General features: G+C 58.8%; 14 protein-coding genes. 6 read left to right on the forward strand and 8 right to left on the reverse strand.

The window, feature by feature from the left end:
- Positions 1–165: 165 nt before the first annotated feature.
- Positions 166–894, reverse strand: a complete 729-nt coding sequence (tsaB, locus tag Enr13x_RS13465) for a tRNA (adenosine(37)-N6)-threonylcarbamoyltransferase complex dimerization subunit type 1 TsaB (RefSeq protein WP_145386769.1) — start codon at positions 892–894, stop codon at positions 166–168.
- A 174-nt stretch (positions 895–1068) separates the two neighbouring features.
- On the opposite strand from tsaB, the gene Enr13x_RS13470 reads away from it, so the two are divergent.
- The 5 genes from Enr13x_RS13470 to Enr13x_RS13490 all read left to right on the forward strand — a co-directional run bounded on the left by Enr13x_RS13470 (position 1069) and on the right by Enr13x_RS13490 (position 6181).
- A complete protein-coding gene (locus tag Enr13x_RS13470) occupies positions 1069–1836 on the forward strand; it encodes a metallophosphoesterase family protein (protein ID WP_145386771.1) in 768 nt (255 codons plus the stop codon).
- On the forward strand, positions 1837–2616 hold the full coding sequence (locus Enr13x_RS13475; RefSeq protein WP_145386773.1) for a metallophosphoesterase family protein: 780 nt from the start codon (positions 1837–1839) through the stop codon (positions 2614–2616).
- A gap of 746 nt (positions 2617–3362) precedes the next feature.
- Positions 3363–4616: a DUF1559 domain-containing protein gene (locus tag Enr13x_RS13480; protein WP_145386775.1), complete on the forward strand. Its 1254-nt coding sequence runs from the start codon at positions 3363–3365 to the stop codon at positions 4614–4616.
- A gap of 29 nt (positions 4617–4645) precedes the next feature.
- Positions 4646–4837: a hypothetical protein gene (locus Enr13x_RS13485; RefSeq protein WP_231744263.1), complete on the forward strand. Its 192-nt coding sequence runs from the start codon at positions 4646–4648 to the stop codon at positions 4835–4837.
- A 351-nt stretch (positions 4838–5188) separates the two neighbouring features.
- A complete protein-coding gene (locus Enr13x_RS13490) occupies positions 5189–6181 on the forward strand; it encodes a ThuA domain-containing protein (RefSeq protein WP_231744264.1) in 993 nt (330 codons plus the stop codon).
- A gap of 187 nt (positions 6182–6368) precedes the next feature.
- Here the strand turns inward: Enr13x_RS13490 and Enr13x_RS13495 are convergent, their stop codons facing one another.
- On the reverse strand, positions 6369–6824 hold the full coding sequence (locus Enr13x_RS13495) for a DUF3859 domain-containing protein (RefSeq protein WP_145386778.1): 456 nt from the start codon (positions 6822–6824) through the stop codon (positions 6369–6371).
- Positions 6825–6988: 164 nt separating this feature from the next.
- On the opposite strand from Enr13x_RS13495, the gene Enr13x_RS13500 reads away from it, so the two are divergent.
- Positions 6989–7705 carry a YqjF family protein gene (locus tag Enr13x_RS13500; RefSeq protein WP_145386780.1) on the forward strand — a complete coding sequence of 239 codons (717 nt, stop codon included), beginning with the start codon at positions 6989–6991 and terminating at the stop codon, positions 7703–7705.
- Between the two features lie 106 nt (positions 7706–7811).
- Here the strand turns inward: Enr13x_RS13500 and Enr13x_RS13505 are convergent, their stop codons facing one another.
- The 6 genes from Enr13x_RS13505 to Enr13x_RS13525 all read right to left on the reverse strand — a co-directional run bounded on the left by Enr13x_RS13505 (position 7812) and on the right by Enr13x_RS13525 (position 16556).
- The gene (locus Enr13x_RS13505) at positions 7812–9203 is read right to left on the reverse strand and encodes a multiheme c-type cytochrome (RefSeq protein WP_197456010.1); all 1392 of its coding nucleotides are present in this window, start codon (positions 9201–9203) and stop codon (positions 7812–7814) included.
- Between the two features lie 155 nt (positions 9204–9358).
- Complete coding sequence (locus tag Enr13x_RS37935; RefSeq protein ID WP_197456011.1) at positions 9359–11050, reverse strand: prenyltransferase/squalene oxidase repeat-containing protein; 1692 nt, start codon at positions 11048–11050, stop codon at positions 9359–9361.
- A gap of 434 nt (positions 11051–11484) precedes the next feature.
- Entirely contained in the window at positions 11485–11850 is a 366-nt protein-coding gene (locus Enr13x_RS13510) for a cytochrome C oxidase subunit IV family protein (protein WP_145386784.1), read from the reverse strand.
- Positions 11851–11956: 106 nt separating this feature from the next.
- Positions 11957–13219, reverse strand: coding sequence for a cytochrome c oxidase subunit 3 (locus Enr13x_RS13515; RefSeq protein WP_145386786.1), 1263 nt, complete (start codon positions 13217–13219; stop codon positions 11957–11959).
- 102 nt (positions 13220–13321) lie between these two features.
- Positions 13322–15091: a cytochrome c oxidase subunit I gene (locus tag Enr13x_RS13520; protein WP_145386787.1), complete on the reverse strand. Its 1770-nt coding sequence runs from the start codon at positions 15089–15091 to the stop codon at positions 13322–13324.
- Between the two features lie 268 nt (positions 15092–15359).
- The gene (locus Enr13x_RS13525) at positions 15360–16556 is read right to left on the reverse strand and encodes a cytochrome c oxidase subunit II (protein WP_231744265.1); all 1197 of its coding nucleotides are present in this window, start codon (positions 16554–16556) and stop codon (positions 15360–15362) included.
- Between the last annotated feature and the right edge of the window lie 57 nt (positions 16557–16613).

The raw sequence follows: 16613 nt of genomic DNA on the forward strand, positions 1-16613 counted from the left end.
AATTCCCGATGACCCGTCGCCAGGTGCTACGGGGAGGAGAATCCTGTGGGCTTTATTTTTGCGTGCACGGCCCGCGGAGTGTGAAATTGACCGCCGTTTACGACCATCGCAAGAAAACGACGATCTACTACGGCACCGACGGCGTGCGTCGCAGCCAGGAATCGATCAGCGTGAAGCTGCCTTCTCCTCAGCCGCACTCAGTTTGAGGTAGCGGGCGTCCAAGGAGAACGGATCGGCAAAACAGGCCGGCGGCTGGCTGGTTGAGCCGGCGACCAGACCGGCCGCGACCCACCCGACGCCGACCGCGTCGCAATGTTCGACCTGATGCAACGATTCGACGACCTGATCGGCAACAATGGAGCGATCCCCCGCGATCACCCAATCGGAACGGCCCCGTTTTTCGGCCGCCCGCTGGTCCCAATCTTGTTTGGACAAAACCTCGGCGCGATCGTTGCAACGCTGGATCAAATTGTCGCGGCCCGCTTCATTTCGGCACAGTTCGTCCCGGGAGAATTCGGCCGCGAAAACCTGGCCACGGTAGGCATTGAGTCCGACCAGGGCGTTCGCGGCGCCATTTTCGCCCAGGTTCACCGCCGCGATGGCCGCCAGAGAACCGACCGGGATCACGGGCAATTCGAGCGCATAGGCCAGTGTTTTTGCCGTTGTGATCGCGATTCGCAGGCCGGTGAACGATCCCGGGCCCACCGCCACCGAAATCGCGGCCAGGGCGTGGCCGTGGTCTTCGCACCAGCGAATAGAGGTGTCCAATTCGGCGGCCAGCTCTGCGGCGGTCCGTCGCAGGACACCGAATCGACGCTGCCGGAGCACGGTTTTGTCCTGCAAAACCGCAAGCGATCCGCTGGTTCCGGTGGTTTCAAGTGCGAGCTGAATCATCAAGGGTCGTAACGAAACTAGAAATAATGCGGCGTCCGACGCGCCGATTCGCGTCACTGCCGTGGGATTGTTGCGAAAATTGGATTACCTTTACAATTCGCTGACCCGATGGATTCGTTTAGTAGAACGCCATTTTGAAACTCAGCCCTCCTTTTCCCCGCCAGGACCATCACAGTGAAGCGAGCCCTGATCAGCGACATTCACGGCAACCTTGAAGCGCTGCTCGCGGTTCTGGCCGATATCCGTTCCCAATCGGTAGACGAAATTTACTGCTTGGGGGACATCATTGGCTATGGGCCCAATCCCTGTGAATGCCTGGACCAGGTGATGAAGAACTGCAAGGTCACGATTCTGGGGAACCATGATCAGGCCGCCTTGTTCGATCCCGACGGATTCAACCCGATGGCCTTGCAGGCGATTTACTGGACCCGCGACCAATTGGACAACGGTCCCGGCAGCGCCGCCCAGGTCAACGGACGCTGGGACTTCCTCGGCGAATTGCCCCGCTACCATGACGACGAGCAATTCAAGTTCGTCCACGGATCGCCACGGGACCCGACCAACGAGTACGTCTTTCCCGAATACATTTTCGACCAGCGGAAAATGGAGATCTTGTTCGGCAAAGTCAAGCAATACTGCTTCATGGGCCACACCCACCTGCCGGGGATCTTCACGACCAACTGCGAATTCATCCAGCCCGATGAATGCGATTACCATTATCAGCTGACAGGCGAAAAAGCGATGGTCAACGTCGGCAGCGTTGGTCAACCGCGCGACGAAGACAATCGGGCGTGCTATGTTATTTTGGACAAAGATGCCCCCGGCGGCCCCACGGTGACCTACCGCAGGGTTGAGTACGACATCGAGACGACAGCCAACAAGATCTACGCCGAAGCCGACTTGTCCGATCAACTCGGCGACCGCATCAAACACGGACGTTAAGTGACCCGAACTGCGATCCTAAGCGATATTCACGGTAACCTGACTGCGCTCAAGGCCGTGTTGGCGCACGTTCAAACGCAACAGGTCGATCGCATCGTCTGCTTGGGCGATGTCGTCGGTTACGGACCCCAGCCCTGCGAATGCCTGGACGTCGTGATGGAATTCGCGTTCTGTGTGCTCGGCAACCACGACAGTAGCGCGCTGTTCGATCCCGAAGGCTTCAATGCCGCCGCCGAACAGGCGATCTTTTGGACCCGCAGCAAGCTGGAAAACCACGCCGGAGAAGAGTCGGCGGACGACCAACAGCCCCCCGCGTCGCGACGCCGGCTGGATTTTTTGTGCGGCCTGCCACGCACCATCCGCGAAGAAAACATCCTGTTCGTGCACGGGTCACCACGCGGGCCGACCAACGAATATGTGATGCCCGAGGACATCCAGAACGGCAAGAAAATGGAAAAGCTGTTTTCGCTGGTGCCCCATCTGTGCTTCCAAGGTCACACCCACGTCCCCGGGATTTTTACCACCGATCTGAATTTCCTTCGGCCGACCGAGGTGCCCGAAGGCTACGACGTCAGTGATTCCTCGGCCCGGCTGATGATCAACGTCGGCAGCGTCGGCCAACCACGGGATCTGGACCCCCGCAGCTGTTACGTCATCTACGACCAGCAGCACGTCTTCTTTCACCGGGTCGAATACGACATCGAAGACACGATCGCCAAGATCGAAGCCGAAACGGAACTCGACAATTTCCTCGGCTATCGACTCCGCGACGGACGCTAGGGCGTTGTCAGCTTTGGCAACGAATTTCGATTCTCTCTCCCTCTGGGGGTTCTTCGCGGATTTTAGTGGGTAATCACTCAGGACCCAGGTTTTTTGAGGCATTGCTGCGATGTCCGAATGGGTGTTGGACGACAACCGCTCGGTTCAAACGCCCCTCCGGCGACGCGGGCCGGTGGAGGGCACGAAGCACCTTCGCCGCATCGCAGACCAGGTGATTCCTAGGCGGGTTGCTCCTCCGCAGATCCCGTCTCCGCTACAGCTGGCTTCGCCATCAGACCGAACAGAACCATCGGACATCGCAGTCATCCCTCAAAAAACCTTCCCCGAGTATCCGAGAGCAGCCACTAAAATCCACGAAGAACCCCCTCTGGGAGAGACGGCGTTTGCGCAGCAAGCAAACGCCGGAGAGGGCACGCGCTGCAAAAATCTTGGCTCCTTCCGCTACGATCGAATCCGTCACCTGTAAAATCGACGTCCGGCGGCGCGCCACATCAAAGCTTGGGGTCGCGTGGTCGGACCCAAGATCCGGTCGTCCCAGCGTCGCCCGACGGGGGTGAATAAAACTCCGGCAATCCTCCACCGGACACCCGCTGGATGGGGTGCGTCCTTGCTAAATCATGACCGATTTTTCATAAATGTGGGATTGTTTCGCGTTAGGGCGGTTTTTGGCCGGTAGGAAGGCCCGTACAAGGAATAGATTGAAAACTCGCCCGTTTTCTTTTCCTTAATTTATTTTGGAGGTTCACATGAAACGGCATGTGAGATCTGGCTTCACGCTCGTGGAGCTCTTGGTTGTGATCGCCATCATTGGCATCTTGGTCGGACTGCTGTTGCCCGCGGTTCAAGCCGCCCGCGAAGCCGCCCGGCGGATGAGCTGCAGCAACAACTTTCGGCAAATCGGAATCGCCGTGCACAATTACCACGCGGCCTACAAAGAATTACCGATGCACGGGGTGGGAACGACGAGCGCCGGAACCTCCGGAGCTCCGCCCTTCGGCCAAACCGGACCAACCCACGACTGGTGGCGAAACTATTCCCACTCCAACTCGTGGCGGTTGAGTGCCTTGGTCGGACTGACTCCCTTCATGGAGCAACAAGGGATCTGGGACCAAATTTCAAACCCCAACAACAAAGACGCCATCGACCCGTCTGTGGTTTACAATCCGCCCTGGCCCCCGATGGGGCCAGTTCCTACTCAGGCGAGGTACATCCCTTGGTCGACGGAGGTTCCGACGCTGCGTTGCCCGAGTGACCCGGGCGTGGGCTTGCCGGCCTTGGGCCGGACCAACTATGCCGTCAACCTTGGCGACTCTTGTTACTGGTCGATTCGCGGGGGGCGACAATTCCCCAACCCCGAGGACGGATCGTATCCTGAAACCAGCGGCTGGATGCGACACTCCCAGGCCGCCGACCGCGGCATGTTTGTGCAACACAAACGGGCCAAGTTCCGTGACGTGCTGGACGGTTTGTCCAATACCATCGCAATGGGCGAAATCGCGACCGACTTGGGTGACCGAGACAAACGTACGTTGCCCGACCACGAACCAACCCAAGCTTGGGCATTGATTCGCGACAATCCGAAATGGTGCGAAGACCAAGGCTACCTCGACCCAGATCGTCCACGATTCTGGGATCAGTCGCTGCGGATGATGAACAACAGCAACGGACGCGGATTCCGCTGGGCCGATCACCGCGTCGAAATGACTTCGATGCATACGATTCTGCCGCCGAACGCGGAAATCTGTGCCCAACGGAATCCCGGAGGCACCTTCCTTGCGCCCCCGAGCAGTCGTCACCAGGGCGGTGCACACATCTTGATGGGAGACGGAGCAGTCGTGTTCATGACCGATTCGGTCGAGGCCGGAAACAGTCGAGCCGGGATGGTTTGGCGAAACGGTACCGGCGGGCAAGCGCCCGGCAGTGTCAGCCCGTATGGACTTTGGGGTGCGTTGGGCACTCGGGCGAGCAATGAAACGATTCAAGAACAGCTCAATCAGTAATGCTACCGATCAACCCCAGGATGACTGCAATGAGAAAGTGTTTTTCATGGCTCGCATGTTCCGCCGTCTTGACGTTGCCGCTGGTCGGGTGTGGTGATTCACAACCGTCTAACGTGATGCAGAATGCCGACGAACAAGCGTTTGCCGACTATGAACGAATGATCGCCGAAGATGCAAACGTTCAAAACGAAGTGGCGCCTGACGAGGAGAAACCCGAATAGGTCGTCGACAAACAAAGCCAGCACACGGTGCTGATCAGCAAAGCCCTTCGCGAGCCATCGCGGGGGGCTTTTTTCTTTTGAGCAGCGCTCGCCCGCCGGCAGAACCCAGGGTGGCGACCAGCTACAATGATGACCCGACGATCCTGTTGGGCTGGTATGGGGGTTTGCACAAGTCGCAAGGCTCGAAGTCACTCTCCCTGCAAGGGAGCGCGACCTCAGATGTGTCGACACCAATGCACTGGCTTTTGCCGTGCGCTGGCGTCCACCGGCTGATGATTGTCGCACCCGTCACGGTTGATCCGCCCACTGTTTTTCTCACCGTTTATCCTTTTCAAGTACACCACCACCATCATGAATCGAGTCACCCGCCGTGCGATCAGCGTCGCACTGATGCCCGTCTTTGTCCTTGCCGTCCTACCCGGATTCCTCGCCCAGGCGGGCGCCGCCGATGCCAAGCTGCGGGCGCTGATCATCGACGGCCAGAACAACCACACCGCCTGGCCCCAGACGACGATGATGACCAAGAAGTACCTGGAAGAGTCGGGACGTTTCACCGTCGACATCGAGCGGACCCAGTTCACCTGGAAAGGCGGCAAGCTGCTCGAACAATTCCCGCTCGAGGACGGCAAGACGTATCAGGATCTGCCCCAGCCCAAGACGGATCCCGACTTCAATCCTAAATTTTCTGACTACGACGTCGTGATCAGCAACTTCGGTTGGAATGCCGCACCGTGGCCGGAAGCCACTCAAAAGGCGCTGGAGGACTTTGTCGGTGGCGGTGGTGGACTGGTCGTGATTCACGCCGCCGACAACTCGTTCGCCGAGTGGAACGAATTCAACAAGATGATCGGCATCGGCGGATGGGGCGGCCGAAACGAACAGTCGGGCCCGTACGTGTACATCAATCTGGATGGCGAAGTCGTGCGTGACACCACCGCCGGACCGGGCGGCAACCACGGACCGGCACACGAGTATCAGGTAATCGTGCGATCGCCCGACCACCCGATCGTCAAAGGTCTGCCGAGCGCTTGGCTGCACACCCGCGACGAACTCTATCAAAAACTGCGCGGGCCGGCCGTCAACATGACGATCCTGGCGACCGCGTACGCCGACCCCAAATACAAAGGGACCGGACGCCACGAACCGAAACTGATGACGATCGATTACGGCAAGGGTCGGATCTTCCACACCACGATGGGCCACGACGCCGTCTCCTTCAGCGGCGTCGGGTTCATCACCACGCTGGTCCGCGGCTGCGAATGGGCGGCGACCGGCGACGTGACCTTGACCGACGTGCCGGAGGATTTCCCGAGTCCGACCGAAAGCAGTGCACGCGAGTTTTAACGGTCCCCCCGTGGCGTAAGCTTCCAGCTTGCGAAGATGGCAGAAAAATCGCGGGCAGAAAAATATTGATGCCGCTGTTTAGACAGACAAGAAAATGGGTGACAAGAAAATTGATCGCCCGCCCGGGCGGCAGTCGATTTGCCTCATTTTCTTGTCAGCTATTTGCCTGTCGTTCGTTCTCCTGAAACTACAGCCTGGGGATCCAGACCAAGCGATACTGATGCCGCAACGGCCTGGCGGTGCGTTGATGTTTCGCCGGGCGATAGACTTCGAAACTTTGGTCGGCCACGAGTTGACCCTGCAACGTTAGCGTCATCCGCCACGTGCCGATCTTGTCGTCGATGGGTTCCCAAACGGTGTCGCCCAGGTAGAAATCCCAGTCGTTGGTTTTGATGTAAACCACGTCTTCAAATGCAGGCCTTCGCTTGCCGTCGGCGTCACGAATGCCGGGGTGATCGATGCAGTAATGAAGCTGCAAATTTTTGCCACCGGTCACGTTGATCACCAAACCGAACTCCACATCGACTTCGGCAGGGATGCGTGTCGTGGATTCCAGAAACGCTGGCAATTCCTTCGATCCGGAATCCCATTTGGAATACAGTCCATAGGTTCGGACGCTGACTTCCGGTTTTTGCTTGGCCATTGAATCATCATAGCCGATCGCCGTGCCCGCTCAACAAGTAGGAAGCGTTACATTGGGGCGGTAGGGTGTTAGCGGAATGGCGCGAGCCGTCCGGTGGCGTTTCAAAAACACCGTGAAAGACCGGAGGGCTTGCGCCCTGCCGCTAACGAACAACGGAAGAGCGGATGATGATCGATCGCTTGGCACCATCGAAACGACCTGTCGGGATGAACGCGGGAACGCAGCGTTGGGAATCGTTGTTGTTCTGCCACTGGGAAATCGATGCCGAAAGGCTGCGCCCGCATGTGCCCGAAACGCTGGATCTGGATACCTTTGACGGCCGTGCGTTCGTCGGCATCGTTCCGTTCAAAATGCGGAACATCCGACCGTCCTGGCTGCCCCGCCGGTTCGCGTTTAACTTTTTGGAAACCAACGTCCGAACCTACGTGACGCACAACGATCGGCCGGGGGTTTACTTCTTTTCGCTCGATGCGAGTTCCCGATTGGCGGTGATCGCGGCGCGCATCGGTTGGTCCCTGCCCTACTTTTTCGCCCAGATGTCGGCGCACGGCTCCGGTGACGAACACCGATACCGGAGCGCTCGGCGTGGTGGCGCCGCGGAGCACCGGGTGTCGTTCCGAGTGGCGGAACATTTGGGGCCCTCGGTTCCTGAATCGCTGGAGCACTTTTTGTTCGAACGCTACCTGCTGTTTGTCGAAAAGCGGGGGCGGGTGTTTTGTGGCCAAGTCCATCATGATCCCTATGACGTCTGGACCGCAGAGGTCACCGAGTTCGCGGACCAACTGATCACCGCGGCCGGTTTGCCGAAACTTGGTGAACGTCCAACCCTGGCGCACTACTCCCCCGGCGTCGACGTGGAAGTTTTCTCGATTCGGGAGTAATGCGTGGTCATGCCCCTTAATCCTTTTGTAGTGGGATAGGCTTCCAGCCTGTCATTTCAGCGTCGACGAGCCTGGAAGCCTATCCCACTTATTTTCCGAGCGTTGCTTACTTGCCGATCGATTGCAGGTAGGCCGCCGTCAAATCCTTGTCGACACGGATATGGTGGTCGCGAAGGGACGGAAAGACTTTGCCTTGGGCGGTGTTCATGAACATGTTCTCGGTCGCGCCCGCGGGCATGTGGCAATCGATGCAATTGTCGCTCAATTGCGGCCCGAGCGTGGACTCCATGCCGCAATCGGATGGCTGGTGACATTTGAGGCAGCGCTGTGAAAACAGTTCGCGATCGCCCCGTTCACTTTGGTGCGGATTGTGGCAGGTGGTGCATGTCATTTCGGTTTCATTGAAGCACGGACTTTTCGACAATCGAACCAATTGGTTGCTGGAATGAACTCCCCCGGGCAGGTCTGCCTGCGGCGGGTGATAATGATCCATCAAATCGTCACCGGGCCGAAACTGATATGGGGCGCCTTTGAGTTTTGGGTTCCCGAAATGGCACTGGCCACAGATGTCCAACTGTTGTTGCCGCGAGAGTGACGTGGGTTGGGTGATGAATCGCGGCGTCTTCTCATCGGGATTGGATTGATGGTGCCGAACGTGGTCGCGGCCCGGCCCGTGGCAGCGCTCACAGGAGATTCCCAAGATCAGGGATTCGGGGGTGTAATGGTTCGGTGGTCGGCGGACGTCCGCCCATGTGGTGTGGCATTCCAAGCAGCGGTTGGTGACCGGCCTGTTGTAGATCGCTTGGCCGTCAGGATATCCCGGGCTGTTGACCCAATCGTCGGTACCGGTGATGTAGGACACATTCATCTGGAACAGGCCGTCGTCGTGCCAATACAGATAAGTCTGGCCGAGCTTTGATGATCCGGTCACCACATCAAACGGGACGTCGCATTTCCAACCGTAGAACGAGACCTGTTGAAACAGCCGTTGATCACGTTCCAGCATCTTGAACCACAATCCTTGGCTGTTCGTCTTCAAGACGTTTTGTCCCGGTTGAAACGAACCGGCAATCGACGTTCGGCTGGCCGCCGCACTGGTCCGGTGGTGCGCGGTGTGGACGAACGAGGCGTGGCGGTCTTGATGGCATGACTGGCACGCATCGGCACCCAGAAAACCGGGGTTCTCGTTGACCGGTTCCAGGTCGTTGCTGGGGCTGGGAATCTGCACCGGCCGATACGGCAGCAACAGTTCGCTTTCGGCGCCGCGTTTGCCGACAAACCACGTTCCGCCCGGCTCAAGATCGACGATGAAGTCTCCCGGCGGCGAATGGTTTTGCGTCCGGTTGGGATCCAGGGGCGGATCGTTTTCCCATCCGCCAGACGGTTCCAGTTTGTCCAGCAAGCGCGCCGCGTCCTGCTCGGCGTCGTTTCGAGAGTTGACGTAGACGATCCCTCCGATCAGCAGAACCGACAATCCGAACAGCAGGCTTTTTCGCATGTTGATTGATGCCTCCGGTGAGGCATTCGCGACGGGAGGAGCAGGATGCGTGTGTCCATTGTATCGGTCGGATCTGACCAGTGGGATAGGCTTCCGGCCTGTCATTCCGGCATCGACAGGCCGCGAGGCCACTTCGATTCGGCAATCGCCGGCGGTCAGAGCGGAAAATCTGGCGGCTCGTCGTACAGGGGCAAGAACCGGTAGTAGACCTCCAGCGTCAGCGCACACATCGCGGTCGTGTAGACGCGTCCCCCGACATCGCCCCATCGGTCGCGAAAGTGCCAACTGCCGGCTTCATGTCCTTCGGTCGCCTGGGTGCGCACCAAGTGATCACGCAATCGATCATTCCATGATTCCCATTGACGGTGTCGAAAATGGTGCAGTGCCAGCGTCGCGTAGTAGTCATGGTAAACATTGGTCAGCGTCGGGCCTTCTTCGGCCAGCTTGTCGATCGCTTCGTCGAACAGGCTGTGGCCGGGCGTTTGTCCCAGATAGATCAACAGCGTCAGGGCAATCGCGGTGGTTGTTTTTTCCGCTTCCGGCGTGCGATAACCGAACTGAAACTCGGGCCCCTGGCGAACACTCATCAAGAATTCTTTCGCGCGGGAGAACGTATCGCTGCGTGTTTGGATGCCGGCCTTGCGGGCCCCGATCAACGACAGGATCTGCCAGCCGGTCAGCGTCGTATCGCCGGGGCTTCCCGGCGTATATCCCCAGGATCCGTTGTCATGTTGTGCGATCACGGTAAACCGTGCGCCCTGTTTGGCGTAGTGGAGCAAGTCGGAATCGAAGCGGTCCTCGTGCTTGGTCATCCCCAGGGCCTCGGAGATGGCCATCAGCGCAATGCCATGCCCATACATGCTGCCACCTTGTTGCCAGTCGTATCCGAACTGGGATTCCGCCGCGGTGCTTCGCAAATAGTACACCCCACGTTGGACCACGTCCTGATAGGGTCCGACTTCGGGGGTGTACCCGGCGCCCAAGAATGCCAGCAGCGCCAATCCCGTCGCGGCGGTGGACGGAGTCGGCGTATCATCGTTTGCCTTCCTGCCGTTTCGACAACGCCCGTCGCACGGCGACAAACGCAGATCGAACGACCATGAACCATCGTCACGCTGATGATTCGCCAACCAGCGCAAGGCGTTTTCGACGGCCGTCTCGCTCTGTCGCGTGGCGCCGTATCGATCGCCGTACTTTTTCCGGCCCTCCGGCGTCCGCGCCGACAGACCGCCTCCGCCCAGAAAGACGACTTGCTCGGCCGCCGTGGTGGATCCGCCGGTTTGCAGTCCCACCAACGCATTGTCATCCACGATCGACGCTTGCTGGGGCGCGACCACGGACGCATTGGCGACGTTTTCACTGACGATGGAAAGATCCACTTCCACCGGCAAATCCTGCTGTTCGTTCTGATTGTCCGCCGTCGCCTCGGCCAGCGTCACACTTTCCAGTGGCGTGTTGGACTCGGGCCCGGACCAGGCGCCTTCGATCAACAGGCCACGCTCGGTGCCGCCGATCCGGTATGTCAACAACGCCAGGATGATCAGGAACAGCAAATGCAATGCGGCGCTGGCCAGCCAGGACGAATTGCGCTTCGTCGCCAGCCGGGCAAAGATCCCGCGGGGAACCTCTTCGCCGGTCGCATTCGGATCAACCGCCGGGCCGGCGGCGTTCTGCTCGCGCCGCGGATTGATCGGTGGCCCGGCGACTGGTGGCCCGGCGACTGGTGGCGCCTCAGCCGGTGGCGCCACGGCAGGTGGCCCGGCACGCCGATCGGATGACCGCTCGCTCCCGATCGGAGCATCACGCCATCGTGCGTTGGGATCGGTCAGAGCGGTTTTGCGGGTCACGGCGGGCCGAACTGGCTGACGGAGTTGGCCGCAAGAAACAAACAGCGGCAGCGCTCGATTATAGCTCGCCGCTAAAACGGGGCCGCGAACTGCCAGGAGAGCTGGCGATGAGAAGTCGGGGACGGGGCTTTACGGCTCGAGATCATTCGATGGCGCAAACGAACCCTCCCCTCGCCGTGAGTGACCTTCCCGCCAGGAGAGTGGCCTCAGCGTTCGTCCCATCCCGTCAGCGCAGACGCCTAACGCGGTGTTGTTTGTCGGCGGTCGGGCGGAAGCGTTCTGTCGATTGAGTGAGCCGCGACGCGTAAGCGGCCGGGCACTGCGGCGTCGCCCGAGGCCTTACGGCCTGCGGCTCACGGTTGACCCAACCTCTCCATCTCAATCGCCCGATTCCGCAAAACTCCTTGAGTGCCCAAGCGCCTAGCGGGGCCCGGCTACAGCTCGGCGGGGGCCGACACCACGGCGTCGTCCGTCACCGGAATGGAGTCCTTGGCGGTTTGGCGGCTGTCGAACAACGTCGCCATGATGAACAGCCCGACGAAGACAAACGAACCGATGAAACAGATGATGTTGAAGGGTTTGTCCCAGGCCAAGTGCATGAAGATCGCACCGACCAGGACCGCTTTGATCGTCGCGATCACCATCACGATCAGCACGTCAAGGCTGCCGAAATTGAAACTCGCCTGAGCGACCGTCAGCACCGTCAGCAGCGTCAACACCAGGAAGGTGCCGGCCAACAGCGGCAGCGGAAGCGGGTGTGCGAAGTCGTAGCCTTCCTGAGCGTTTTCGTGAGCAGACATGACAAAAGGATCTTCAGAGAGTGTTTCGTTGATGGTTGGGCCCGTCAGCGGGCATGGATGGTCATTGGTCGCCGCCGATCGTCGGCGACCCTACGCGGAAACGACGTTATCGAATCAGATACATCAAGGGGAACAAGTAGATCCAAATCATGTCGACGATGTGCCAGTACAACCCGACGTAATCGACCGGACCGAAGTAGTTGCGGTTGAAGTCCATGCGAATCGAACGGACCAACAACCAAACCATAACGCCGATGCCGGCAAGAATGTGAATGGCGTGAATCCCGGTCATGCAGTAGTAGATGCTGAAGAACACACCGGCTCGGCTGGGACGCAGCACGTTTTCGGGAGCGGAAGCCACCGTCGCCGAGGCGTCGTCGCTGACGTCATACAGGATCCCCCCGCCGGATCGCTCTGATTGTGCTTTGCGAGCGGCCAATTCGTCTTGCAGACCCGTGTTGGTGGAATCCGATGCGAGACGCTCCAGCACAGCCAGATCGGCGCTGTCGTCGGTCATCGCTCCGGCGGCGGGCAAGGTAACGACCGCTGCAGCAGTCGGCGCTTCGTGCTCGGCGTGTTCCTCAGCCTCGCCGTGCGAATGTTCTTCACCGTGCTCGGCTGCCACGCCATCGGCAGAGGCCACGACCGCGTGGTCGTCTTCATGATGTCCTGCGTCGCCACCGCTTTCCAGGATCGTTCCCAGGCCGACACCGACGAAGAAGCAGAGGCAAACCACCATCAGCGGCTTGGCACACTCCAGTTGAAACTTCGCCCCGCGGAGGAAGCTGACGACCAACCAGATGGCCACGCCGATCGTGATCAGCACGAACGGGGCACAGATATAGGCCAGGTAATTGGGGCCACCGACCGGGTGCGGATTGCTGGGGTCGTAACTGAACAGACCCGCCGGCAACAGCCCCAGGTGCCACTTGTGGGAGTATTCGATCGCTTTGACGCCCAAGAAGACCGTCGCGCAGGACAGGGTGGTGGCCAGCATCACGGTCAGCAGCTTGTGCTGTTCCTTTTGGGCACAGCGAACGCCCCACGCCATCGTGAAGGAACTGAACAACAGCACGCCGGTGTTGATCGCACCAAGCTTGGTGTTCAAGAACTGGCTGCAACCTTCGAACACTTCCGGCCGCCAAGAGCGGAAAATGGCATAGGCACAGAACATTCCACTAAAGAACAAGACTTCCGTCACCAGGAACAGCCACATGCCCAGCTTGCCGCTGTCGAACTGTTGCTCGGGCGTGTCGAAGTGGTGCGCCAGGTACGACGGGTGATCGTGATCACCGTGGCCGTGGTCGGAATGCCCGTGACCGGGTTGTTCATGCGCGTCGGACGCGAGCCCAGCGTCGGTAGTAGCCATTGATTGAATCAAGCAAGCGAAGGAATGAAAAACAAATACAACTCTGAAGATAGCAATTGATCGGATCGCCCGTCATCCGGATGCGACGATCCGAAGCACCCATTACTCACTGGCGTGAGCCGGCGTCTCGGCAGGAGTCTCCGAGGGCACCCGTTCACGCTGCGGTTCCACCTTCACGTAGCGATCCAACTCGGTATCCCAACGGATATCGCCAAACTCGTAGGGATCGCCCACCACCGGCGGACGTTCGAAATTGTAAAACGGCGGCGGTGAGGTGCAATTCCACTCCAGCGTCGCACCGCCCCACGGATTCGCCGGAGCCTTCTTGCCGTTGTAAAGTGACATCAGCAAGACGAACAATGCCACGAACAAACCGGCTCCCAGAATCAACGCTCCGTAAGTGCTCATCTGGTGCAGCGGTGCGAATTCCGGATCGTAGGTCGCGTAGCGACGCGGCATGCCTCGGCTGCCCAAGATGAATTGCGGCAGGAAGGTCAGGTTGAACCCGATGAACACCAACGCGGCCGAGAGCAACCCGCCGGCTTCGCTGTACATCTTGCCGACCATTTTCGGCCACCAGTGGAACACGCCGCCCAGGAAGGAGACGACCGTGCCGCCGACCATCACATAGTGAAAGTGTGCGACCACGAAGTAGGTGTCGTGCAAGTGCATGTCGGTCGCCAGCGTGCCGAGGTGCAACCCGGTCAGACCGCCGATCGTGAACAAGAAGATAAACGCGATCGCGTACACCATCGGAGTCGTCAGGCTGATCGACCCCTTGAACATGGTTGCGACCCAGTTGAACACCTTGATGGCCGAGGGCACCGAAACAGTAAACGTCAACGCGCTGAAAATGATCGTCGTGATCGGGCTCATACCGCTGGTGAACATGTGGTGTCCCCAGACGATGAAGCTGAGCAGCGCGATTGCGATCGAAGAGTAAGCGATGAAGCGATAGCCGAAGATCCGTTTGTGGCTGTGGACGCTGATCAGTTCACTGATGATGCCGAAGGCCGGCAAAATCATGATGTAAACGGCAGGGTGACTGTAGAACCAGAAAAAGTGCTGGAACGTGACGGGGTCGCCGTTGTATTCCGGGTCAAAAATCCCGATGTGCAAGGTTCGTTCGGCGATCAATAGCAGCAACGTGATCCCCAAAACCGGCGTCGCGAGGACCTGGATGATGCTGGTCGAGTACGTGGCCCACAGGAACAACGGCATCCGGAACCAGGTCATCCCCGGCGGCCGCATCGTGTTGATCGTCACGATGAAGTTCAATCCGGTGAAAATCGAACTGAATCCCAGAATGAACGCTCCGGTGGTCGCCAGAATCACCGAGGAATCGGTCGTCGTGCTGTAGGGGGTGTAGAACGTCCAACCCGTGTCCAATCCGCTGGCCAACAGCGCCATGACGAAGAACAACGCACCGCCGACCCACAGATAGAAACTGCTCAGGTTCAAACGCGGGAACGCGACGTCTTTGGCACCCAGCATCACCGGCACCAGGAAATTCCCCAACGCCGCCGGGATACTCGGGATGATGAACAGGAACACCATGATCGCCCCGTGCAACGTGAACACCTGGTTGTAGATGTCGTTGGGGGCCTTGTCCGGGGCAAGCCACTGGAACAACGCGTTGTTGAACAGGATGCCATCGGGGGCAAACAAGTGCAGCCGGATTCCCAGTGCCAACAGCCCGCCCAACAGGAACGCGCTGGAAACGCCGATCAAATACATCATGCCGATGCGTTTGTGATCCAGCGTAAACGCCCAGCTCAAAATGCCTTTTGAGTTGGTCAGGTAGTTCTCTTGCGGAGTCGGATAGCCAGGGTCATTGACTTCGTAGCCCGACGGCACAGATCCTGCAGACATCTCTCACCTCGATGGAAACTTCATTCGACCAGAGCCTGTTGTCTGGCTTCGACAATCGCCCGGTGCGTTCCCGGCGGATCGATCAAAGCCCGGCCTCGCGGCACGGTCTGTTAATGAACGTTATCTCGTTTATTCACAAATGGGTTGGTATAGGTTTCAAGGGCAACCACAGTTGTGATTGTCCCAAAATTCCCGACGGTTCGGGAGTCAAAATGCGGAGATCACTCCGGCTTCTTCTTGATTCTGTTGTGGCGTGATCGCCGTTTGTTCATTCCACCGACACGGGTTCCGCGTCTGCACTGGCGGCTTCAGCGGCCTCTTCCGACGCCATTTCGGCGGCCTCTTCGGCCGGCGATTCCGAGGCTTCTTCGGCCGCCGACGCGTCTCCCAGACTCTTGATGAATTCGATCAAACTGTAAATGTCGTCGTCGGACAGCTGACCCTTGTAGCTGGGCATCACCGGTTGGTAGGCGACGCCTTGCTCGATCGCCACCTTGGCTTTCGGGTTCAAAATCGATTCGCGGATGTAGTTTTCGTCGACCTTGACCTGGCTGCCACCGACGATGTCTCGCATCGTGCCATAGCTGCCCTTGTAAGACGGCCCGACCAATCGCGAGCCGTCGATCGAGTGACAGCTTTTGCATCCGCGTCGCTCGTACAGTTTGGCACCGTAGGCCGCCGGGGATTCATCCGGGCCGCGGGAGCTGTATTTCTTGATCCAGGCGTCCAGTTCTTCTTGCGTTTCGTGGGCGACCACGACGGTTTGCATTTCCGAGTGGTTGGTTCCGCAATATTCGGCACAATAAAGGTCATAGAAGTTGTAGCCGTCGGGGGTGCACTGGCGGGCGTCGTAGTCCCAAGACAAGTTCTCTTCTTTGTCCTTGTCGGCGAGCTGTTTGCACTCCTCGTCGGTCATCACCTTCTCGCTCGGCTCCATCGCTTTGAACCAGATGTAGTTGTAGCGGCCCGGCACGATGTCCTTTTTCACGCGGAACGAGGGGATGTACAGGCTGTGGATGACGTCTTTGCTGGTCATCGTCAACTTCGTCGGTTCGCCGGCGACGACGTGCAATTCGGGGTGAATCACGCCGTTTCCGTAGTTCATGCCCCAGCCCCATTTGTAGGCGTCCACACCGACGTTGTAGGCCCCCTCGGGGATCGATCGCATGTCCAGGTAGCCGCGGGCACCGAAGTAGAACATCACCACCAGCAGAAACGACGGCCCAATCGACCAGACCAATTCCAACGTGGTGTTGTGGTCGACCTGGCTGTCAGCCGGTTCCCCTTTGGCTTTTCGATACTTCCATGCGAAACCGAACAGGGCGATCGCGATCGGAATAAAGAAAACGACACAGACAATGGTGATGAAGTGGAACACCCAATCGGACTCGCCGGAAAACGACGACGCAGATTTGGGGAAAACCGAGAGCTTGCTGCTGGTGTAGTCGCCTAACAGAGACATCATCGCGGGGGCTATTTGTGTCATTGAATTGGAAAGATCTCTTCGTAAAAACGACTGCCC

The organism is Stieleria neptunia (assembly GCF_007754155.1).
GTDB classification, from domain to species: domain Bacteria; phylum Planctomycetota; class Planctomycetia; order Pirellulales; family Pirellulaceae; genus Stieleria; species Stieleria neptunia.